This is a genomic window from Thermogemmata fonticola, from assembly GCF_013694095.1.
GTDB classification, from domain to species: Bacteria; Planctomycetota; Planctomycetia; order Gemmatales; family Gemmataceae; genus Thermogemmata; species Thermogemmata fonticola.
Window position 1 is genome coordinate 26987 of sequence record NZ_JACEFB010000003.1, and the last position, 22740, is coordinate 49726.

A 22740-nucleotide genomic window follows, 5' to 3' on the forward strand; every position below is an offset into this window, starting at 1 on the left:
GGAATCATCCTCCGATCCGGGAACATGGAGTTGGGGAAGCCGGGACGACACTGTCCCCTTCACTGCTTCCTCCTGTAGGTGGGTTCTCCACTAGTATATCCGCCGCAGCATGAGGGGCGGATGAGTGTTCATCCCTTCGATGAGGGGCGGATCAGTTTGCCCCCCAGGGGATTAACCCCGCCGCCCGTGGAGGGTAGCGGCCCACCAATGTAACAGGAATACGAAGGCAAGTCAAACCTTGATGATGTCCCGGACGGTCATGCCGCTGGGGATCATGGGCAAGACATGTTCCTGATGCGGCACCAGGATATTCAGGAGGAAGGAACCCGGAGATTCGACCAGTTCGCTGAGGGCCTCGTCGAGGTCGCCTTTCTCCTGGATGGTGCGGGCGGGAATGCCGAACCCCTGCGCTATGGTCACGAAGTCGGGATACGGGGGGTGGTGATCACCGGCGCCGAGGTAGGTATGGGCACGGTTGCCGCTGAAAAAGCGGTCTTCCCACTGGACGACCATGCCCAGGTGCTGGTTGTTGAGGAGGAGGATTTTCACCGGGATGTTTTCGGTGTAGGCGGTGGCCAATTCCTGGATGTTCATAAGGAAGCTGCCGTCGCCGTCGATGTCGATGACGAGGTGATCGGGCCGGGCGACTTTGGCCCCGAGGGCCGCCGGGAGGCCGAAGCCCATGGTGCCCAATCCGCCGCTGGTGATCCAGGTGCGGGGCTGGTTGAAATGGAAGAACTGGGCGGCCCACATCTGGTGCTGGCCGACGCCCGTGGTGATGGTGGTGCGGTCGAGGATCTGCCGATCCCGCAAGATTTCCCAGAGGCGGCGGATGGCATACTGCGGAAGGATGGCGTCGTCCCGCTCCGGGATGCGCAAGGGATCGCTGGCGCGCCAAGCGTCGATCTGCCGCCACCAATCGGTGTAACGCCCGCCGGCAATCAGGTCCGCGTTGGCCTCTTCGCGCAGCATGGCGTTGAGATCGGCCAGGGCATGCTTGATGTCCCCATGCACGGGGATGTGAGCATACTTGTTTTTGTGGATTTCGCTTTTGTCAATGTCGATGTGCACGATCTTCCCGTGTTTGGCGAACTCCGAGAGTTTGCCCGTGACGCGGTCGTCGAAACGCACGCCGAAGGCCAGCAGCAGATCGGCATCGTTGATGGCATAGTTGGCATAGACGGTGCCATGCATGCCGAGCATGTGGAGGCAGAGGTAGTGATCCGCCGGGAAGTTGCCCAAGCCGTGGAGGGTGAGTCCGACGGGGATGCCGGTCAGTTCGGCGAATTGCCGCAGTTCTGCAGCGGCGTGGGCATGGGTGATCCCACCACCGGCGTAGATGAACGGTTTTTTACTTTGGCGGAGGGCGTGCAGGATCGGTTCCAATTCTTCGCGGCGTGCCCGGCGGAAGGGCCGATACCCCGGCAGGTCCATCGGCGGGTCCCAATCGGGGCAGTGGCGAGCCGTTTGGACATCTTTGCAAATGTCGATGATGATCGGACCGGGCCGGCCGGTCGTGGCGATGTAAAACGCCTCCTTGACCACCCGGGTGATGTCTTCGACGCGGGTCACCAGGTAATGGTGTTTGGTAATCCCCCGGCAGATTTCCACGATGGGGGTTTCCTGGAAGGCGTCATTTCCGAGAACCGAGGTCGCCACTTGGCCGGTGATGGCAATAACGGGAATGGAATCCATTTTGGCATCGGCCAGGCAGGTGACCAGATTGGTGGCTCCCGGTCCGCTGGTGGTGATGCACACCCCGGCTTTGCCCGTGGCCCGCGCGTAGCCATGCGCCATGAACCCGCCCCCTTGCTCATGACGGGGCAAAATGGTGCGGATGCGGTCCGCGACCCGTGTCAGGGCCTGATGAATGGGCATGCTCGCACCGCCGGGATAAGCGAAAACCACCTCCACCCCCTGCCGCACCAGAGCATGGACCAGGATGTCAGCTCCACTCATCGCCGTGGCTGAAGCAGACAGAGCAGCGGAAGGGGATGTCGCGGTCATTGTCCTGGAGTCTTTCCACAAATTGGCGGGAAAAACAAAAGAGCTAGAGGCAGGCCATCTGCCCCTACTGCCGGAATGTCGCCATTCCATTCCGAAACCTTTGCAATACTTTAGTATAAGGAACCAGGAAAAAAGTTGGCAGAGGAATTTGCCGAAAAACTCCGTTCCTTCACACCGCCATCCTGAGCTGTACTTTAGGGACCAGAACACCCAAATGCCTACCCTGAACACCGGGAAGGCTCACGAGGCTTCCGCTCCCTCCGGGTCCGAAGGCCGCTGCACAGCGTGCTGGTTCCGCGAGCGGGCGTGGGAGAGGCGCCGCCCAAACCAAACGAGCAACAAAGCGGCGGGAATGATCACGGGCAGCCAAGGGGTCAGAGCCACGGCGGTCAGGGTGCATTGCGTCAAAAAGCTCAGGAAGCTGTCCCAAGAGTTGCGGAAGGTGACGCGGATGCGTTCGCCAAGCGTCGGAGCGGCTTTGGAGGCGGGAGGCTGGTAATTCTGCTCTTCCCGGAGCTTGAGGTGAATGGTGGAAAAGGCGGTCAAGCGGCTCAGAAGGTTCAATCGGGCTTGGGCTCGCTCGATTTGGCTGCGGACCTGGAGGATGTGGTCCCGCGTCTGGAGCAAATCCGAGCGGCTCGTGGACTCGAGCAACAGTTTGTTGAGGGTTTCCTCTTCCCGTTTGAGGACTTGCAAGCGGGCCTCGATATCGACGTACTCCTCCGTCACATCCTGCGATTCCAGGGCATTGCGTTCGGCAAAACCAAGCTGAAGCAAGCCTTCCTGGAGGGCCGTGAAGTGGTTCGCCGGCACGCGCAGGACATAGTCCGCTGTTCGGCGCTGGCCGACTTGGCCGCGAACTTCCGATTTGGCGATGTACCCCTTGTGCCCCTGGACGAGCTGTTTCACCTCCGCCATGGCGGTCTCCAGTTCCTTGACCACCAGTTCGATGTGGGCGGTGTAGATGATTTTCCGTTCGACTTCGGCGGTGAGGAGCTTGGGGTCCACGCTGCGGTTAGCGGCTCCGTTCGGTTCAGGGGCGAAGTCCCCGCCGCCTTTTTCCGCTCGGCCCGCCGGTGCCCGACTGCCCACATCAGCGGACGTTGCCATGGTGATTTCTGGCGCTTCCCGCGGAGCTTTGACTCCACATCCCAACCAGGCCAGGCAACTGCTCGCCAGCAGAAGGCAGAAGCCTGTGCGACACCCAGAGGCGATGAAGAGAGATGACCGAGGTGACAGCATGGTTCCACTCACCGGGGAACGGGGTTGAGGTGCTAACATAGCTCCACTCCTGAGAGAAAGGGATGATCTATGAATGGACCACCCGGTTATAGAGGTGGGTCCACTCGGCCAGCCGCTCGATCATGTCCGGTGTAAACTGTTGGAGGCGGAACCGCCAGCGCCAGTTCCCTTGGTTTGTAGAGGGGGTATTCATGCGGGCTTCGTTCCCCAGGCGTAGCAGGTCTTGGAGGGGGGCGATTGCCACCACGGCGACCGAAGACCAGGCCAGGCGGATCATGTCCCAAGCGGGGTCCTCCAGGCGCTTGCCGACGGTTTTTTCCAGGTAGTGGCGTTGCGAGGGGTTGAGGTTGTTGTACCAGCCGACGATGGTTTCGTTGTCGTGTGTGCCGGTGTAGCAGAAGCAGTTGCGCTCATAGTTGTGGGGCCAGTGTAAATCCGCCGGTCCATTGAGGGCAAATTGCAGGACGCGCATTCCGGCCAGTCCCAATTGCTCCCGCAGAGCGTGGACATCCGGGGTGATGTACCCTAAGTCCTCTGCGAAAAAGGGGAGCGTACCCAGGGCGTTCCGCAGGGCGTCGAAGAGTGCCCGGCCGGGGCCATCCACCCATCGTCCGTTGCGGGCTGTGGTTTCTCCGGCGGGAATGTGCCAGGCTTGCACGAAACCGCGGAAATGATCAAGACGCAGCAGGTCCACCTGGGTCAATTGCCGCTGCACGCGCGCGATCCACCAGTCATACCCGCGGGCGGCTAAGCGCTCCCAATTGTAAATGGGCGTGCCCCAATTCTGGCCGTCGGCGCTGAAGTAATCGGGAGGCACACCTGCGACAACTCGCGGCCTCAGCTCTTCATCCAGGAGGAACAATTCCGGGTGTGCCCAGACATCCGCGGAATCCAGAGCGACGAAGATGGGAATGTCGCCGAGAATCTGGACGCCGCGTTCCGCTGCATACCGCCGCAGAGCGGACCATTGGCGATCGAACAGGAATTGGCCGAATTGGTACATGCCGATGGCATCCGCATAGGCATGGCGGGCGTGGGCCAAAGCGGCAGCATCTCGTTTGCGCCATTCGGCCGGCCAGTCCGGCAACGATGCCCCCCCCAGCGCATCCCGCAGAGCATTGAAAAGAGCGTAATCGTCCAGCCACTCCGCTTCCCGAGCGCAGTAGGCTGCAAAGTCTTCTCGCAAGTGAGATGCACGGCCCGCCCGAAAATTCCCCCACGCCTCCCGTAACAACGCCAGCTTGAAAGCATGGACACGGGGATAATCGACCGCCTCCTCCGGCAAATGCACTCCCGCCCAGAATGAACTCGACACCAGCCCCTCCTGCTCCAACAGCTCCGGGCTGAGCAGTTTAATCTCACAGGCGAAGGCGGAGTAAGTCTGATAGGGCGAATCGCCCAAACCGGTCGGAGTCAAGGGCAGGATTTGCCACCAGCGCTGCCGCATGGCTGCCAGTGTTTCCACCCAGCGATACGCCATCGGCCCCAAGTCTCCGATGCCAAACGGCCCCGGCAGACTGCTCGGATGAAGCAACACACCACTGGACCGCGGCCAGACTGGCACACTCATGATCCACCTCCTGCACTTTGTTCTTCGTCCTTCCACCAGGGGAAAGCCCTTCCTGAGACCGTTCTCTAGTCTCCAGGACGGAATTTCTTCCTCCCGTATTCCGAATGAGTGGAAGCCTTTCCCTTCCTTATCTCCAGTGGAAGAACCTTCGCCTCAAGCCGTGGGATGCTGCCCCTGTATCACCAGACCCGTGCGTACACCGCTTTGAGATACCGCCCCTCCGGGACATTGAGCAGGAAGGGGTGATCCGGCCCTGCACCGCCCACATGGAACACTTGCAAGGTCCGCCCCGCTTGCCAGGCCGCCCGGCGCAGCGATTCCAAAAACTCCTCTTCCTTGACCAGACCCGTACACGAACAGCTCAGGAGGATTCCTCCCGGCGCGGTCACTTGCATGGCCAGGCGATTCATATCGCAATACTTGCGCAAAGCTGCTGCTACACCCTCCCGGTCGCGGGTCAACTTGGCCGGGTCCAGGATCACTACGTCGAACCGCTGCCCGCTCGGCGCTATATCCCGCAACCAGCAGAACAGGTCCGCCTGTACCCAGCGGATTTGGACCTGATTGAGTCCCGCGTTGGTCCGCGCCAAGGCCAGAGCGTCCTCGTCGATATCGACGCCGATCACTTCCCGCGCCGCTCCCCTGGCTTTGGCATAAATCGCGAAGCCTCCGCTGTTACAGCACAGGTCCAGCACGCGCTTGCCGGCGCACCAGGAGCTGATCCGCCAGCGATTCTCCCGCTGATCAACGAAAAAACCCGTCTTGTGCTTGCTGCCCGGCAGAACCCGGAAGCGTAATCCATATTCCTGAATGTCCACAGGCCCCGGCGGTGCAGGCGGGCGGCAGTCGAACGACTCCTGCTTGCCCACGTGTTCTTCTGCAAAATAGTAGAAGCGGGCGCCCGGAAACTCTGCCTGCAGGGCCGCCATGATCCAGTCCCGATACCGATACATCCCCGCTGCAAAAAACTCCAGCACGATCACGTCCGCAAAACGGTCCACCACCAGCCCGCTCAGGCCGTCTCCCTCTGCATGGACCAAGCGGTAGGCATCCGTGATCGTGTCCAATTGCAGCACGTGGCGGCGAAAGGCGACGGCCTCCTGAATGCGCCGGGCAAAAAAAGCCGCGTCCACCGCCTCCTGTGGATCACGCGTGAGGAGCCGCACGCCAATCCGCGAATGGCCATTGTAAAAACCCCGTCCCACCCACCGGCCGGTCTTGTCCACCACCTCCACCAACGTCCCCGGACGCAACCGCTCCGCAGGCTTTTCCACCATCTTTTGGAATATCCACGGATGCGACGTCTGTCGCTCCACTTTCAGGCGTACCACCGGCAATCCCGTTCCCACCGTCTCACTCATACCTTCCATCATACGACTCCTGCGGCCGCCTCCACCGCAAGCAAGTGCCGATCTCATCCCTGTCCTGTCTGACCCGGAGTTCGCAAGCGCTTCGCTTCCCCCTGTTCCCCAAATCACTTTCTCCAAACTGTGCAGATGGCTTAAACGCCATTATCGCACGGGAACTTCCTATCTCTCTCAACGGCTGCACTTTTCCCAGATAGGAGGAACACTTCTTCCCAGTGCACGATCAGAATCTGATCACTTCGGCAACTTCCGGTTTCGGATGACGTCTATCAGGCGATGAAAAGGGACAAATATATCCACAGTTATCATTTTTTTCGTGGCGATCGCGTCCATTTTCGTATAAAAATGGAGTCTCCCGCTGCTGTGGAGGCGGCGGATGATCAAGGATTGTACGAACACGGAGGAAGCAGACATGACGGCGACATCTTTGGCTCTGGCGGCTCTGCTCGGCGGTTGCATCACCGCAGGAAATGAGGCCGTGCCGGCAGCACCGGCGGTCTGGACCGACTACGCCCGCGCCTTGGCGGAAGCGGCACGGACCCACAAGCCCGTGGTGGTTTTCATCAGTGAAGCCCCGGCACCCTTGCGCCAGCAATTGCAAGCCGGTACTGTGCCCGCCGAAGCGATCCACCTGCTCCAGGAGCGGTATGTCGTGGTGGAAGTCAGCCGCCAGCAAGCCGAGGGGCGCATCTTGGCCAGCCAATTTGACCTGCAAGAGGGTGTGGTAATCAGCGGTCCGGGCGGCCAGTTCCAGGCGTATCGTCACGGCGGCCCCTGGCAAGTGACCCAGCTTCTCCCGCAACTGCGGCAGTATGCCACAGCGGCAGCACCGACCACGACGGTTTGCAGCGGCACCGCGACGGCTTCCTCCGGCTCCAGTACCACCTGCGCCCAAGGCACCTGCGGCACCTCCACCCTTGCGGGAGCGAGCACCTCGTGCGCCGGGGGAACCTGTGCCAGCAGCGGAGGAACCTGCTCAAGCGGCGGAGCAACTTGCTCCAGCAGTAGCGGTACCTGCACCACTTGCAGCGGCACTTCGGTGAGCACCGGGGTGACTTGCACGACTGGCACCTGCCCCACCACCCCAGCCCGGCGGGGCATCCTGCGGTCGGTCCGCCGCGCCTATGCCGTCCCGGTGTCTTCCTGTCCCAGCGGGACATGCCCCGGTCGATGAAAAACTCGCCGATGGAGCAGCACTGCAAATGGCAGAATAAATGATGAGGAAAGCCAAGAGGAAACGGCCATCAGGGCGGCGATCACCGCAGGGAAGCGGTTAGGACCCTGCCTTGACCAATTCGACCTCGAAGATGAGGGTGGCATTCGGCGGAACTTCCCCTTTGCCTTGGGCACCGTAGCCCATCTCCGGCGGGATAACCAGCTTGCGGATGCCGCCCGGTTTCATGCCGGGGATGCCCTTACGCCAGCCGGCGATCATGTCGTCGAGGGAAAGGGTCATGGGTTGGCCCCGATTGCGGCTTCGGCTATCGTCGAAGACTGTACCATCGGGCAGCCAGCCTTTGTAGTGCACCGTGATGGTGGCCCCAGGTTCCACAGGAGTACCTTCCCCCAGGCGAAGGTCGCGGATGCGAACCCCGTCGCCTATGTGGGTCAGTTGCAAATCTTCCGTGCCCCCATCTGAACCATCCGACATCGGGCGGCCTGGACCTTGCGCCAGATTGGCTGAGGGAAGTATCTCCAGCAACTGCACCTCAAAAATCAGAAAGCTGTTCGGGGGAATCCGGTCGGTCCCTTGATTGCCATATCCTTTATCGGGCGCAATGACGAGTTTGCGGATGCCGCCGGGACGCATCCCTTGAATCCCATACACCCAGCCGGTAATCACCCCATCCATTCCCGGCTTGAGATTGCAGACAAACGGGGCACGGCCTTCCGTGCTGTCGAAGACCGTACCATCCGCCAGCCAACCCTTGTAATGCACGCGAATGCGGGCGCCGATCTGCACCGGCGGTGAGCCTTCCCCCACCTTCAAGTCCCGAATCTTCACACCGGCGACCACCTCTTGCAGATCGGGATCATGCAGTCCGCCGGGAGAACCGTCCGACATCTTCGGCCCGCTGCCGCCGAACATGCCCGCGACCACCGCTGACACAATTATCAACAAGGCAATTCCTCCCGCCGGCAACAGCACGCGTAACATCCGCCGACGCTCCTCGGAGGGAGGCAGTGAGGATGTGGGAATATCCGCTGACATAACCACAACTCCTGCACCAGGTCCATTGCCCGCAGGGCAATCATCGCTGGCCCTGCTTTGCACCGGATTCACTCCCCAAAGCGACATTTTTCCTGATCTTTCAGGGATATTCTATCTAAGGCTACGCTTCCTATGGCCGACCCGGTTCGCCGCGTCTTCTCCAGCTTCAATTCTCCCTAGGGAGAAACAAACCGCCATCAGATTTCGAGGGGGGAAAAGCGAGGAGCCAAGACCGGCTGGCGTTAGACCGAATGCGGAGATTTTCGGCAATCTGCTGGTATTAAACGCACGTGCGGAAAAACCCCGACGTGTCCTAACATTGTCCTAACAATGGAGGGGCGTTTAGCGGGCGGATCGGGGCGGTCTCCAGAGCCAAATCACGGCAGCAGTCGCCAGCAGCGGAGCCAACCCCGCAATGGCCAAGCCCAAGTCATAACTGCCCGTCGTGTCAATATGGCGGCCCAGATGCTGCTGCACTGCTCCCGCTAGGAACCAGGCTATGGCGGCGAGCAATCCTGAACCCAGCCCCAGAAAGCGCTGGGGCAACTCCTGGACCAAGGCGTAGTAATAAGGATGCAAGCCGAGAATACCTGCCCCGGCCAGCCACAGCAGAACCACAGCCGCCCAACCTCCGCCGCTCCAACGGGTGGCTGCCGCTAAGAGGGTCAAGCCAGCAAAGAGGACGAATCCCAAGCGGCGGGCCGCGGTCAACTCCCAGCCGCGAGCCGTCAGCAGGCGCACCACCGCTCCCGAAAGCAAGCACCCAATATCCGCCGCAATGTAATAGCCCGCCACGGCCACATCCGCCGCATCCGCGGAAAAACCCTCCGACTCTTTCAGATACTTGGGCAACCACGCCCGCAGGAACTGCCAGCTCACATTCAGACAACACACAATAATTCCCAGGCACACCAGCGGCAGAATCCAGCGTCCCGCAGAGACCGGCCCATCGGACTCCGGGCGATCGCCGCCACTTCCGAGTTCATCCACCGATGCCGAAGGAGGAACCGATCGCAGGTCCGCCGCCCGCACTAGGGTCAGCCATAAGGGCACCCAGAGCAACCCCGCCGCTCCGATGGTCCAGAATACCACCGGCCAGTCGCCGCCCAGATGGCGAATCCCCAGCACATACAGGGGAATCAACACGGCTCCCAGCGAAGCACCCGATTGCAGAATCCCGTTGCCGAGAGGGCGATCCCGGCCCGACAAGATCAAGCGAACCGTGATCAAGGCACATGGCCAGTGACCTGCTTCAAACAATCCCAAGGCCGTCCGGCAAATCAGCAGCCACCGGAATGCCCCGGAGGATGGATCATCTGGGTCCGCCAGGATCGCGGTCCAGCTTTCCTGGGCCAGGAGCGGCGTGGCCAAACCCGCCAGCGACCAGCCTGCCAAAACGAGCGGATAGAGCAGCCGGGGACCGAAACGATCTGCCAAATACCCGAACAGGATCGAACCGATGGCAAACGCCCAACTGAAGTTCCGCTCGACCAAGCCATAGCGGGTATCGCTCAACCCGTGACGCTGTTTCAATTCCGTCGCCGTTTGCGGCAAAGCCTGGCGATCCATGTAATTCAGCAGTGTAGCCAGCAACAGGACGCCACACACCCACCAACGCCAGGATACGCCACGCTCGAAGCCAACGGTGTGCATAGCGGCTTTTCCCTGGTGTCTACGCTCTGAACGATACCGTAGGGGACTATGAACGATACTCTAGGGGAAACGAGTCAAACGCTCGGATGCCTGAGGAGGGTGATGAGTCCGGCTGGAGGGAAGGCGGCAACTGCTTGGATGCCGTATCCTCACGGCGGCGTCTATCTCACGGCGGTATACCCGTCACTGCCAGCTTCCATCCCAATGCACCACCCGTTCCAGGAAGTCTGCCACCGAGCGGGCGAAGAAGGTGAACAGGGCCTCGCCTTTCTCCGCCGTAGCCGCTGCCGGGGCGCCGATGTGCCCTGGTTCGCTCCGTTCCGGCATCACCCAGGCCCGGTAACCAGGGGCAAAGCCGCTTCCAAAGGGTACCTCCGGCAATTGGGACACGTCTCCTACAACCCACTGCGGGGCCAGGCGCAGCATCATGGATGTTTCCCACTCGCAGGCGTGCCCCATCTGCGACTGCACCAAGCCGCTCACCGCCTCCCGTGGGTTTCCCCCCGCTTCCCAATACGTCAGCGACAGGAGCAACAACTCCCGATAATCCCGGAACTCTTGCTTGAGTTCAAAAAGGGCCTGCTGCACCGGCACGATGTTGCCGCCGTGGCCGTTGAGGAAAACCAGGCGGGAAAAACCATGTTCGATCCAGCAGCGGGCCAATCCCTGAAGCATCTCGATATAGTGCCGGCCCGCCAGGGACAGGGTACCGGGAAAGTCCAGGTGGTGATGGGAGTGGCCCAGCCATTGCACCGGCGCAAACAAGCACTGCTGCGCAATCGGCAACTCCTGGACCCGCCGCACCACTTCTCCCAACAGCAAAGTATCGGTGAATACGGGCAAATGCCGGCCATGTTGCTCCAGGGCCGCTATAGGCAGAACAATCGGCGTCTTCCGGGGCAGCTCCGCGATCACCGGCCAGGACAACTCGCTGAGATTCATCTTTACTTCCTTGCCCAAGTCCAAGCCGATGCTAGGCTTCTCTCCACCCGCTGGGACAAGTAGCACCAGCTCCAGGAACCGGGGCGCTCCGCACCAAACAGCTTGGACTCAGTTTAGTCCTTCACGATGCTATTGGACTGATTTTCTGGAGAAAACTTCAGACACCGTGCCCGCGGAACCTGTCACCGGGTTCCGAAATCCTGCCCCCACTGGCCTCAACTCGTCCTGCCGCTTGTTGCAACCTCACCATTCCATCTCTCAATCACAATGCTCGATCGCTAATCGCAGGACATAAACATATGATATAGCTACAATCCAGTATGATTCAATTTGAATAATACTTTTTACATAACTCTAGCACACCGATTCCAATCGCTCGCACATTTTCCTCAAAATGTATTATCATAAACATTAATTCTCCCACAGTCCATATCAACATGCATACAAAAACTGCGATAGGCGTTGAAATCAACATTACTCTTAGCCATGCCCATACCATAGCACTTTCTAATGGATTATCGGCGATGATATATTTGATAAAACCAAAAAATAATGCCAAAATAAATAAGCCCAAAATTATACAAGCTAAAACCTTAAAGCAATACCCCATGATCACCAGGACTGGGTATTTACGCTTCGTAGGAAGGCGGGGCAAGGAGGGCATGGCCTTGGCGGAATACTCCGCTTGGGGCACGGGCAGCGGCTCCTCGATCCATTCCGGTTCGACGAAGGCGGGTTCGGAAGAGGAAGGATAGGACGGCGCCACTGGTGGCGAGGCGTAATTCCCAACGGCCTTGGAGGGACCGGCAGGGGGAGCCTCCACGGGAGGTGTCGTACCGGCATCCTCGGATAGTTCAGATCTCGAGACCGCAGCCATGTCAGCGGGGAACTGCAAGACCGTCTGACACCGAGGACAAGGTTTGGTTTTTCCGATGAGCCGCTCAGACACTTTAATACGAGCTTGACAGTTAGGACACTGAACCAATAAGCGGGACATATTCTCGTCTCCCAGAGGTCAGAACACGTTACTCTAATATCTATCACTATAACTGTTCAATTGTTTCGATGAATATATCACACTGGTTCCTCCACTGTCAAGCAGTGGTAGCTTGCCGTAACCCCAGCGTCCACTCCGAGGACATTCGAGGATGCGGAATCCCCAGCTCAGGCGGCCAATCTCATTTTTCTTTCATGCAGAACATGGTACAACGGAATAGCAAAAAGTAAGGGGAAGAAACTCTCGGCGAACATGCCTGGCCTGTGCCAACCCGGCATCCATCAGGAGGGAACGCTGCCATGTTCAAGAGCCGTTATGGGATAGGACTAGTCATTTTGTGTGGGGGGATGAGTTGGGCGGTGGTGCGCTCAGCGGAGGAGGTGGCTCCCCATCCCCGCCTCGTCTTGCCGGGATATCGCACGGTGGTCGATGCCGTGCGTGCTGACCCGAAGCAATTCCGCCTGCAAGTGGCCAGTACCCCGACTCCCGCGGGTTTCCTGGGAGTTGTCCTGGCCGAAAAGAATGGGGCGGTGATCGTCGAGGAGGTTGCTTTGGATTCTCCGGCAGAAGCCGCCGGTTTGCAAGCGGGGGATCGCCTGTTGGCCTTGGATGGTCAGCCAGTCCGGCACCTGACAGCAGCACGAGAATACCTGCGTGATCTGCTCGCAGGCCATACGCTCCAGTTAGAAATCGAGCGGAAGGGCCTACGTCAGAAACTTCAGGCCACTCTGACGCCGGTGTCCGCTCCCCTAGCCCCTCCGGAGCGTCCATTCGGCAAAGGACCTGCGGGGAAGTTCGGTGGCTGGGACGATCGTTTGCCTCGCGCCTGGCGCAAATCGGTCTATCGCCTGGCTGTGTTGGGTATTGAATATCCCGATGTCAAGCACAATCCCAAAATCACGGCGGAGGATTGGACGCGAGCCTTCTTCAGTACGGACGAGTACCAAGACAAATCCCCAACGGGAGAGAAAGTTTATGGCAGCATGCGGGATTACTACCACGAGGTAAGCTACGGCAAGCTGAAGCTGGAGGGGCAATTCCTCGGCTGGGTGCAGGTGTCCAAAAAACGCCAGGACTACTCGACGGGAAGCAGCAGCTCTCCAGCGGAACGGCGAGCCTTACTGGTCGAAGCCTTGGATGCCTACACGGCCAAGCATGGGAAGGATTCGCTCAAGGATTTTGACGGCGTTTGCTTCCTGTATGCAGGGGGGCGAGTGCAAACCAGTCGCGGCGGGTTGTACTGGCCGCATCGGGCCAACGTGACCTATCAGGGCCGGTCAATTCCCTACTTCATCGTTCCGGAAGGAGGGAACCGCATGACTGATATCAGCGTCTGCTGCCATGAGTTTGGCCATTTACTCGGCCTGCCGGACCTGTACGCGCGGCCCGAACAACCGGGCAGTGAAGGGGTGTGGCAATGGTGTGTCATGTCGAATCAATTAGGCGGCGGGCGGCCGCAACATCCCTCGGCTTGGTGTAAAGAACAACTGGGGTGGATCGAACCCGTGGTGCTCGACCCGCGCATTCCCCAAAAGTTGATTCTCAGCCCAATCTGGAATGATCCCCGGCAATGTTACAAGGTCATGATCCGGCCCGATGGCACCGAGTATTTCCTCCTGGAATACCGTACCCGCAACGGTTGGGACGCCGGCTTACCAGCGGAGGGTTTGCTCATCTGGCGGGTCTTCGCCGGTGCAAATCGTGGCGGCCAACCTGTGTATCTGGAGGAATCCCACGGCATTCAGGGAGCTAGCGGACCGCGCCTGTTCCCCGACAGCGTCCCCTTTCCGAGCAAGTCCAACAACAGCTTCACCCCTTATACTATCCCCAGCAGCAAAAGTCAGTTGGGTGGAGGACTCCCCGTCTGGATCACCAACATCCGGAAATTGCCTGATGGCCGTATCACTTTCCACATTGGTTACGAGTACCACTGAGAGCGTGGCTTCCCGATGCCAAGGAGGGCCACGAACTAATGACCGCCGCTGGTTCTGGTGTCTCGCCTTGATCGTAACGGGAGTGGGAAGCAGCGGCTGCCACAGCCCGGCTTCCTCCGTACAGGAACCTGCCCAACTGTTCCAACTCCATTGCGCGCGCTGCCATGCTCAGGTCGGCGAAGTCGGGGGACCACAATTGGGAGCCTCCCAAGGTCCCGATTTACGGGAGATTGGCCGACGGCGCTCCCCAGAATGGATCGCTGATTACATCCGGCAACCGACCAATCGCCGGCCGAATACTCGTATGCCCGCCTTTGCCGGCCAGCTCAGCGAGGAGCAAATCCGCGCCCTAGCGGACTACCTCTATCAGCGAAGCGCTACCTCCCCTTCCAGGACGCCGACCGCTCCCTCACTTCGCGGCAGCGATGAACATTCGACAGATTAGGCAGAAGTGCTCAGTGGCGGAATGAAAATCTCTCCCCGCTTGGGGTCGTAAAGCCCGACACCCAAATCCTGAGCCACGGTTTCGATCCTTCCGTACAGCGCCATGGCGAACACCGCGGGCACATATGGCTCTGGGAAGCCCTCCCGCCGCAACCAATTGAGAAAATCCGCGTCAGCCAATCGTTGGAGGATTTGCTCGAAGGGGCGGGAACTGAAAACCCGTCCTTTCACCTCGAGCACCAAGGTGAAACGAAAGCCGTTGGCTTCCTCCACCTCCAGGACCAAGTCCACCTCCCCATCGTACTGAACCTTGGCAATTCGCCGCACGATCCGCTGGCTTCTCTCCAGAATGTACGGCATTTGATCCTCCGCCAAATCCTCGTGAAGCAACCCCCACCGTTCTTGCATGCGTCCGATGCTTTGGCTGATGCTCCGAAGCTCCTCCGTATGCTTCTCCATCTGCTCCTCCACACGCTCCATCCGCACCGTCAACGCCGCTATCTGCTCCTCCACACGCTCCATCCGCACCGTCAACGCCGCTATCTGACGACTGTTCTCCGCTATCTGCTCCTCCACACGCTCCATCCGCACCGTCAACGCCGCTATCTGCTCCTCCACCTTCTCCATCCGCACCGTCAACGCCGCTATCTGCTCCTCCACACGCTCCATCCGCACCGTCAACGCCGCTATCTGCTCCTCCACACGCTCCATCCGCACCGTCAACGCTGCTATCTGACGGTTATTCTGCTCGATAACCTCCCAAACACGCCGAAATTGTTCGTTCATTTCCTGACGCAAGCGAGCGATGGCTTCCTCCATCTCGCGCCGGAATTGTTCCATCCGCTCAGGGAGCGCCAGCAATTCTTCGCTCAAAAGTTTGCGGCGGACCTCCTCGCGAAAGGCGGGGTCCCGATCGAGCAGCTCCAGAAACTTGGCTCGGAATGCGGGATCTTGCAGCAACTCATCAATCGAGGATGCCATAAAATCTCTCCCGATAGCGGTTTTTCCTGGGACTTCCCACGTTCAAAAATACCTCATCCACTGCATCCTTACCCGAACAGACTACACACGTCATTCCTGCAATGCGGTAATCTTACGAGGCGGTACTCCCGCTCCGCGATCCGGAATACGTTTTCTTCCCCCAAAGTATCGATCTCCGGCATGGGTGGTCCAGATCTGTTTGTTTATAACCATCATACGCCAAGCAGGTGTACTCCCCTCGATTAAGAACCGCCCAAGGCCCAGTTGCGGGGAGGAATTTTCCCTCTCTTCTCAACCGCGATTTGCCGCTGAAAGCCGACGGTATCCGGCCGCCCCTGGATATCAGAAGAAAGGGATAAATTATGAACATGCGATGATAGTTATTTGCTGAGATAGGACCTGTCATATAGAGTGGTGTTGATAAGAATGGGCCGCTGAATGACCGGGAAACATCAAGATGGTTCAAGATTACCTTTCCGGCTCATCCCATTTCAGGAGAGAAGCTATGGATATGCGATTGCAGCATGAGTTTTCCAGCCAGCAGGACACAACAGGGCGGCTGTGGGTTCCACAGTCGGGCGAGGCACATTGCAGCCGGCGGACCTTCCTTCGTACAGCCGGGATGATGATACCCGCAGCCCTGCTCCCGTTCTGGACCGTGCGGGGCGCTTTCGCCGAAGAATTAACTCGGACCCCACCCCAAACGGAAGGGCCATTTTACCCGAACCGCCTCCCCTTGGATACAGACAACGATCTGCTCATCATCAACGATTCGATTACACCTGCGGTGGGAGAGATCACCCATTTGACCGGACAAGTTCTGGATCCCAAAGGTCAACCGGTGAATAACGCGGTCGTGGAAATCTGGCAGTGTGATGCGAAGGGGGTGTACTTACACACTTCGGACAGCGCACGCAAGCAGGACCAGCAGGATAAGAACTTCCAGGGGTTCGGCCGCTTCATCACCGGCAGTAAGGGTGAATTCTACTTCCGCACGATCAAGCCCGTGCCCTATCCGGGCCGCACACCCCATATCCATTTCAAAATCAAAAAGGGACGACGCGAGTTGCTAACCACGCAGTTGTACATTCAGGGACACCCCCAAAACGAGCGGGACGGCATTTGGCGCAGCATTCGCGATCCCAAACAGCGGGACAATGTGACTCGTCCCTTCGAGAAAATCCCAGAGTCCAAGATCGGCGAGTGGCGAGTGCATTTCGTCATCGTGCTCGGAGTGACTCCCGAAAGCTAGGAGCAAGGGAACTACATCCTGAACTGGCTAGGAAGCAACGACCTAACATAGGTCGTTCAAACTCGATAACTCGCCCACCTAAAGGGGGGATGGGCGAGGCTGAGAAGTGATGATGTTTACTGGTTTTCGCCAATATGGTTAGACTGTTGATCGTAAGGAAACATTCCCGGTTTAATCTGAGCGAATGTCTAAAATCCAGTCCTGTGAGTCAGGAGTTTTCCCAATCGCATCCTGATCTTGGGGTTCTAGTTGGGCCGGTTGCTTTTTGCCGGTTCGCGGGTCAAACCAGTAGGCCTGGAATGTTTCGGGCAACGCGGCACGGCGCAATCGCAAGGTACCGCCTACGGGCGTGTAGATAACCATCCATTTTTTTGTCGGCGTAGCGGCTGCGGCTATGAAATGAGCAGGGGCTTTGGCACCGGGTTGTTCAGCTAACACATTCGGAGCTGGCCGCAACTGCGTCCAGGGACCGCTGAGAAAGAACGCTTTGAGAATGCCCATAGCTTCAGCACCCGAGGTCTGAAGACTCGTGCTCCAAGGAGAAGCCTCCCCCAACCGTTTATGCCCTTCCACGGGACCACGTTGTTCCAACCAGGGCCAGATGTTGTGGTGCCCATAACTCACCCCGGCCGGGGGCGTGACTAACAACGACCAGTAAGCAGCGCGGCGGACATGATACGGTTGGAAAAGTTGGCGGCTGTGGTAGGAAGGATGATCTTCGTAATTCGGTTCCAGGTTAATAACCGGTTTGATCGGCTTGCGGTTCCACTGCTTAGCGGGCGGACCTTCGATTAGCCAACGCAAGTGGTCAGCGTTATCCCCATGGCCCGATTGGTAGCCAAGGAAGTCAACCCAGGGTTCGGCTCCGAATCGATCCCAAACCCAATTCTGAGTCGAAGGATGCAACGTCACGAGCCGATCGCGGGATGGGTGCGGAAATAGCGCTCGGCCCAACCGCTGCCAGCGCTCGGTGTCGCGGTAGGTACTATCTCCCCCCAAAATCCAAACAACTTGATAAGCTCCCCAACGGGCGATGAGATATTCGCACAGGCGCTGGGCTTCAGCCTCAGGTAACACTATGCCGGGATCATTGGCCGTGAGTGCCCACAGGAGGACCGGTGCTGCGATCAAACCCTCCTCGTTGACCATCGCCACCTTTTGATCGAGCTTTCGCATGGTTTCTAATTCCATCCCCAATCGCCGATTGCGGGTAAAAACATGTTCTGTTAGGGTTTTGTTCGCTCCGCGCCATTGAGTCGAAACGAACTGCACGGCGGTGAATCCCTGCTGCCGCCGAACGCTGAGATAACGCTGCCAATCTTCAGGCCGCGCTCGGAGGACTCCATTCCAAGCAGTATCACTGAGCCAGAAAAACGGTGTGCCATCAACGTGTTCGAGATGAGTTCCGGTCGCGGCGACGCGCAAGGCGCCGTGCCGATACAAAGGGTTCTTCCCTTGGTAAGCAACCGCCTGAAATTGACCCTTTTGTTCGTGCAAACCTTTGTCTTGGGCTGGTCGAGCATGGGTATGCCAAGACCACGCTCCCACCGCTGGCGGGCTGAAGCGAACCCGCCAAGTTCGGCCGCCGTCCCAAAAGGCTTCCCGCACCCACTTCTGCCCTTGGGGACCAGTGAAGGTGACTTCAAGCCGCACGTCCCAGAGGGGCTCCGGATAGTCTTGTTCGCTGATAAAGACGGCCTCAAACACTCCCCATTGATGAACAGTCGGATTGGCAGCGATGACCGCAGGGATCCAAGGAGTGACCCAACAACCCACTAAGACTATGCCTAGTCCCATCCCAAAGCCGCGAAACAACCGTTGGCGGCCGGTATCACGAATGACGGCTGACTGGGACTGAAACACACTTTGCAGAAACATGGCACGTCCTCGGCGAGGTCATCATGTTTCCGGTGAGGTGATTTTGGGTGAAGTGCCTCCCCTCTTCCCCTTCCACGAAGTATACGGTGAGCCAACGTAGCCCACAATCGTTACAACTGCGTTACAGCTTCGGCGGCTGAGCGACCTATATTAATGCTCCCAGCGCATGGCCATTGCGGAGTGACAGGTGGTAGTCGCCAGGACAAGGCCGATAAGCTCCCTTGTTTTAGCTCCTTGAGCCTCTCCTCCCAGCGGAACTCCGAGGATGGCGATAAATTCAGTCGAGTTCACGCTTGACGGAGCGGGAGGCGCGCATCACAATGGAAGCGGAGCTTCCTGTTCCTGGCGATGCGAAGATAGACCGCCGGGATTCCGCTCGGCAGACGATGGATGAGAAGTAAGGAAGCCCTTGACGTAATGGTATCGGGTGAACAGATGAATGTGAGTCTGTGAGAGGAGGGCAAACCATGGCAGCTATGCATGTGTGGTTGGCGGCTTTGCAGGTCTTAGCAATATCTGGAGTGGACAAACCCGCCCCGTCAGTACGTGGGCAGTATCTGGAAGCGCGGACGTGCGACGTTTACACCGGTTCGTGTTTCGCCAACGCGGATACAAGCCTAACCGGGCGCAATGCCGTGCTCGCCTGGAAGATCGAGCAAGGAACCTATCGTGGGGTGAAACTCGATGGTCTGGGTGTCGCTGCCGTTTTGGCCACCAGTGATACACTGGGACTGAAGCAATCCACACCCGCGAAGGCTGTCGTGATTGTAGATCGCACCGCCACACCAAGCCAGCGCGAGGCTTTGGTCGCCTTTGTTCAGGCTCAGACAGGCGGCTTGATTGGGGAAATTGTCGCTGTGCGTGAAGCCTCCGTGGAATTGGAACTCTGCCCCTGCGAAAACGGAGCTTGCGCCCGCCTGGAGGCCGGCGAGGTGAAGGTGGCGACCCGCTGCATCTATCCCGAACACGACAAGGCTTGCGGCAATGAATCTGTGCAGTATCCGCCGCTGGCACGAGGTGTTCAGGCGGTTGCCGCGATGGCTGTGGAGCACACCTACTCCGGCAAAGATTTGAACCAGACTTGGCAGGATGCGGGTCGCCGAGGCGCCTTCGTTGGTCATTTTGCGACTCGCTGAAAGACCGCCGCCCGGATCCGGTAGTTTCCTGGTAGACTTGGCGATCCTCGGAAACCCTCTCCGGCAATTTGCCGCCACGAGAGGGCAAGAGGATTTTGTGCTGACTAAACCAAAGGCAAACTTCTCTAGGAAGTGCGAAGCCTTCTGCGTCTGCTTCACAAAAATTCCATGCGAGGAAACACCGATGTCTGGTCGAGGATGGGCGGGTGCAGGATTCTTGCTGACGATAGCTCTCATCTGCTGGGTCGGGACGGAAGGGGCCATCCGGGCCGATGTGCCAAAGTGGACGGTCAAACCCGTTGAGGCAGCTATCCCCAAGTCTGTCTCGGCATCGATCCAAGCGGTGCTCTCGCCAGCCGCCCTGGAGGTTCAGGACGAGACCGGCAAGCCCGTCGCCACTCTCTGGCGCCGTAAGGAGCTGCCCCTCCAGCAAAAAGGAGCCAACAGTTACGCCGCTTTGGCTGAGGGCATGTTGATCGGCCTGATCCAATGGCATCAGCCCTGGACCGACTACCGCAAGCAGAAGGTAAAGCCCGGTGTCTATACCTTGCGATTCGCCCGGCAGCCGATGGACGGAGACCACATGGGCACTGCCCCTTATAACGAGTTCCTCCTGCTGGTCCCCGCTGCCCTCGACGAAAAGCCCGACACCCTGATGGTTGACGAACTGCATGAGCTGAGCGGCAAAACCGTGGGCCGCAAACATCCGAGCATGATGCTGCTGTTCCCATATCGTAAGGGAAACAGCGATGCAGCGACTCTGACCGCTCGCCCTCAGGACCATTTGACGCTGGATTTTGTCATCCCTGTAGGCGGCGGAGGCACCTTGGGATTTGCCCTGACCGTGGTGGGACACACCATGGCGGAGTGAGAGGACCAAGCTGGTTCAAGCCCGGTGCTGAGGAGTTCGCCTCGATACAAGCTGCTCGACTCGATTACGGGTGTCCAGAATCGATTCCACTGCATGCTGCGGATTCGCTTTGCCATAGAGGATGTTGGGGAGGTCCAGCGGCACTATGCGTTCCGTGCTCGATGAACTGATAGCCGCACGGGAACGAGGGCTGGAGTGTGTTTATTGCCAAGTGGTGGAAACACGAGGGAGCACGCCGCAGAAAGCGGGTGCGGTGATGCTCGTGTATGCGGATGGCCGCCAAGCGGGCACCTTGGGAGGCGGATGCATCGAAGCGGATGTCAAGCGGCGTGCCTTGGCTCGGTTGCATGATCAGGCCCCGCCGTTGCTCTGCACCTTTACGCTCGATGGCGACTATGGCTGGGACGATGGCCTGATCTGCGGCGGGCGCATGACTATTCTCATTCATCCCCTCAGTGCACGTACCGATCCGGACTCTTTGGCTCTCCGGTACTACCGTCATCTCCACAGTCTGGTTCAAGGAGGCAAGGGACATTGGGAAGCGGTGGCGCTCGAATCGACGCCGCACGGGCCGGCCGCCAGCCGCTGGTTGTTCGACCATCAGGCCAATTTGGTCGCCTGGTGGGGGGGCGCCGCGGTGGCTGCGCCGGAGGTCGTGGCGAATTTTTTGGCCCATAAACCGGCCAACGTCACCGTCGGAACCGCGGCTACCCTGCGTCGGGCCACCGTCCGGCAAGGGATTGCCTGGCTTCCTACACCGCGGCGGAAAACCTTGTTGATCGTCGGCGGCGGACACGTGGGACAAGCCACAGCTCAACTGGCAGCGGCGGCTGATTTTGACATTTGGGTGCTGGACGACCGCGAACGCTATGCCAGTGCCGATCGTTTCCCCCAGGCGCAACGCCGTCTGGTCGGTCCCATCGGAGCGACCCTCCAGGAACTGGCCCCGACCCTGACAGAGGATGTGTATGCCGTTATCGTCACACGCGGACACAACCATGACGAAGAGGCACTCTTCCATTTGGCTGGCACAGCCTGCGGTTACGTCGGCATGATCGGCAGCCGGCGCAAAATCCGCTTGATCTTTGAGGACCTCCAGCGGCGCGGTATTCCGGCAGAAGCCTTGCAGCGGGTCCGCGCTCCCCTCGGCTGGCCCATCGGGTCTCAGTCCGTTATGGAAATTGCCATCAGTATCGTCGCGGAACTGATCGCCTGGCGCAACCTGGGGCCGGAATCCACCCGCCGCATGTATGCTCAGCTCTGCTCGGATCCGGAACAGGATTGCGGTTTGTCTGAAGACGTATCCTGTCCGACGGCCCCCATCGCTCGTGAAGGAAAATAGTCCCCCATCGTTCGCCAACGGAAAAGTGTATTTCCCGCTGCCAACAGGGTGTCGTCAACAAGAGAAACGAGACAATCGAACCCCACAGTATCCCTACAGTTCCGAGAAGACATTATGGCGCCAGCATCCATCCTGACTCCCAAAGGCGGAGTCCAAGTGATCGCCGTGGTCCCTGCTGCGGGCCAAAGCGAGCGGATGGGGCAGCCGAAACTGTTGCTGCCCTGGGGCCGCCAAACCGTGATCGAAGCGGTGGTGGCTGCGTTGCAGGCGGGGGGAGTCGATAGGGTCCTGGTAGTCGTCGGGCCGAAGATGGAAGCGATCGCCGAGCGAGCCACAGCAGCGGGGGCCTTGATCCACCATCTTGCCACACCCACTCCCGATATGCGAAGTACTGTGGAGCAGGGATTGGCTTATCTCCAAAGGCAAAAACTGCTCCAGGAACAGGACGGCTGGCTGCTGGCCCCTGCCGACCATCCCACACTGTCTCCCCGAATTGTCCGCCAATTGCTCGGAATGTTTGCTGCCGATTCCGCGATAGAAATGAGCGATCCGCCCGCACCCGTCCCGGAGGAACACTCCTCCACCCGCCGCGTGATTCTGGTTCCCGTTTATCAAGGACGGCGCGGCCATCCTCTGCTATTGTCCGCTCGCTGCATTCCAGCTCTTCAAGCCTTGCCCCCAAATCAGGGCATCAACGCCCTTCTACGCCATCCGGCAGTGCAGGTGCGTGAAGTCCCTTGTGATGATCCGGCCACCCTGGATGACCTGGATACACCTTTGGACTACGTCCGCTTGCGAGAGCGTATATTTCCCGGCTGAACTCCACTTTTTCCCTGCACCCCATGTCACTGTACCCATGCCTCGAAAGAGCAGGCGGTGCAGGAGGGGAAAAACTCCCGCCGCGACGGACCC

The 22740-nt window shown here is 59.1% G+C and carries 18 protein-coding genes; 8 read left to right on the forward strand and 10 right to left on the reverse strand.

Translation table 11 applies throughout. The features are described 5' to 3' along the window. Positions 1 to 231 precede the first annotated feature (231 nt). The 4 genes from ilvB to H0921_RS06230 all read right to left on the reverse strand — a co-directional run bounded on the left by ilvB (position 232) and on the right by H0921_RS06230 (position 6168). Positions 232 to 2007, reverse strand: a complete 1776-nt coding sequence (ilvB, locus tag H0921_RS06215; protein WP_194537197.1) for a biosynthetic-type acetolactate synthase large subunit — start codon at positions 2005 to 2007, stop codon at positions 232 to 234. A 240-nt stretch (positions 2008 to 2247) separates the two neighbouring features. Continuing rightward, positions 2248 to 3288: a DUF4349 domain-containing protein gene (locus H0921_RS06220; protein WP_194537198.1), complete on the reverse strand. Its 1041-nt coding sequence runs from the start codon at positions 3286 to 3288 to the stop codon at positions 2248 to 2250. Positions 3289 to 3316: 28 nt separating this feature from the next. Continuing rightward, positions 3317 to 4819 carry a 4-alpha-glucanotransferase gene (gene malQ, locus H0921_RS06225; protein WP_194537199.1) on the reverse strand — a complete coding sequence of 501 codons (1503 nt, stop codon included), beginning with the start codon at positions 4817 to 4819 and terminating at the stop codon, positions 3317 to 3319. A gap of 179 nt (positions 4820 to 4998) precedes the next feature. Continuing rightward, positions 4999 to 6168: a class I SAM-dependent rRNA methyltransferase gene (locus tag H0921_RS06230; protein ID WP_194537415.1), complete on the reverse strand. Its 1170-nt coding sequence runs from the start codon at positions 6166 to 6168 to the stop codon at positions 4999 to 5001. Positions 6169 to 6598: 430 nt separating this feature from the next. Here H0921_RS06230 and H0921_RS06235 point away from each other — a divergent pair, with 430 nt between their 5' ends. Further along, positions 6599 to 7360 (forward strand): DsrE family protein, encoded by a 762-nt coding sequence (locus H0921_RS06235; RefSeq protein ID WP_194537200.1) that lies wholly within the window; start codon positions 6599 to 6601, stop codon positions 7358 to 7360. A 99-nt stretch (positions 7361 to 7459) separates the two neighbouring features. Here H0921_RS06235 and H0921_RS06240 read toward each other — a convergent pair whose 3' ends face one another. The 4 genes from H0921_RS06240 to H0921_RS06255 form a co-directional block, all read right to left on the reverse strand. Then, the gene (locus H0921_RS06240) at positions 7460 to 8398 is read right to left on the reverse strand and encodes an FKBP-type peptidyl-prolyl cis-trans isomerase (RefSeq protein ID WP_228499115.1); all 939 of its coding nucleotides are present in this window, start codon (positions 8396 to 8398) and stop codon (positions 7460 to 7462) included. Between the two features lie 342 nt (positions 8399 to 8740). Beyond that, positions 8741 to 10051 carry an MFS transporter gene (locus H0921_RS06245; protein ID WP_194537201.1) on the reverse strand — a complete coding sequence of 437 codons (1311 nt, stop codon included), beginning with the start codon at positions 10049 to 10051 and terminating at the stop codon, positions 8741 to 8743. 183 nt (positions 10052 to 10234) lie between these two features. Then, positions 10235 to 10993 carry a creatininase family protein gene (locus H0921_RS06250; protein WP_194537202.1) on the reverse strand — a complete coding sequence of 253 codons (759 nt, stop codon included), beginning with the start codon at positions 10991 to 10993 and terminating at the stop codon, positions 10235 to 10237. 325 nt (positions 10994 to 11318) lie between these two features. Then, the gene (locus H0921_RS06255; RefSeq protein WP_194537203.1) at positions 11319 to 11990 is read right to left on the reverse strand and encodes a zinc ribbon domain-containing protein; all 672 of its coding nucleotides are present in this window, start codon (positions 11988 to 11990) and stop codon (positions 11319 to 11321) included. A gap of 299 nt (positions 11991 to 12289) precedes the next feature. Between H0921_RS06255 and H0921_RS06260 the strand changes: the two genes are divergently transcribed. Together H0921_RS06260 and H0921_RS06265 are read left to right on the forward strand one after the other, a co-directional pair. Next, positions 12290 to 13924, forward strand: coding sequence for a M6 family metalloprotease domain-containing protein (locus tag H0921_RS06260; protein ID WP_194537204.1), 1635 nt, complete (start codon positions 12290 to 12292; stop codon positions 13922 to 13924). Positions 13925 to 13928: 4 nt separating this feature from the next. Beyond that, positions 13929 to 14369 (forward strand): c-type cytochrome, encoded by a 441-nt coding sequence (locus tag H0921_RS06265; protein ID WP_194537205.1) that lies wholly within the window; start codon positions 13929 to 13931, stop codon positions 14367 to 14369. Here H0921_RS06265 and H0921_RS06270 read toward each other — a convergent pair. After that, complete coding sequence (locus H0921_RS06270) at positions 14366 to 15349, reverse strand: DUF3782 domain-containing protein (protein ID WP_194537206.1); 984 nt, start codon at positions 15347 to 15349, stop codon at positions 14366 to 14368. The genes H0921_RS06265 and H0921_RS06270 overlap by 4 nt on opposite strands. Before the next feature lie 622 nt (positions 15350 to 15971). On the opposite strand from H0921_RS06270, the gene H0921_RS06275 reads away from it, so the two are divergent. Further along, a complete protein-coding gene (locus H0921_RS06275; protein WP_194537417.1) occupies positions 15972 to 16601 on the forward strand; it encodes a dioxygenase family protein in 630 nt (209 codons plus the stop codon). 171 nt (positions 16602 to 16772) lie between these two features. Here H0921_RS06275 and H0921_RS06280 read toward each other — a convergent pair whose 3' ends face one another. Then, on the reverse strand, positions 16773 to 18479 hold the full coding sequence (locus H0921_RS06280; protein WP_194537207.1) for an apiosidase-like domain-containing protein: 1707 nt from the start codon (positions 18477 to 18479) through the stop codon (positions 16773 to 16775). A 467-nt stretch (positions 18480 to 18946) separates the two neighbouring features. On the opposite strand from H0921_RS06280, the gene H0921_RS06285 reads away from it, so the two are divergent. The 4 genes from H0921_RS06285 to H0921_RS06300 all read left to right on the forward strand — a co-directional run bounded on the left by H0921_RS06285 (position 18947) and on the right by H0921_RS06300 (position 22647). Next, positions 18947 to 19615, forward strand: coding sequence for a DUF1326 domain-containing protein (locus tag H0921_RS06285; RefSeq protein WP_194537208.1), 669 nt, complete (start codon positions 18947 to 18949; stop codon positions 19613 to 19615). 184 nt (positions 19616 to 19799) lie between these two features. Next, positions 19800 to 20486, forward strand: coding sequence for a hypothetical protein (locus H0921_RS06290; RefSeq protein WP_194537209.1), 687 nt, complete (start codon positions 19800 to 19802; stop codon positions 20484 to 20486). A 145-nt stretch (positions 20487 to 20631) separates the two neighbouring features. After that, the gene (locus tag H0921_RS06295) at positions 20632 to 21828 is read left to right on the forward strand and encodes an XdhC family protein (protein ID WP_194537210.1); all 1197 of its coding nucleotides are present in this window, start codon (positions 20632 to 20634) and stop codon (positions 21826 to 21828) included. A gap of 114 nt (positions 21829 to 21942) precedes the next feature. Then, positions 21943 to 22647, forward strand: coding sequence for a nucleotidyltransferase family protein (locus tag H0921_RS06300; protein ID WP_194537211.1), 705 nt, complete (start codon positions 21943 to 21945; stop codon positions 22645 to 22647). Positions 22648 to 22740 lie beyond the last annotated feature (93 nt).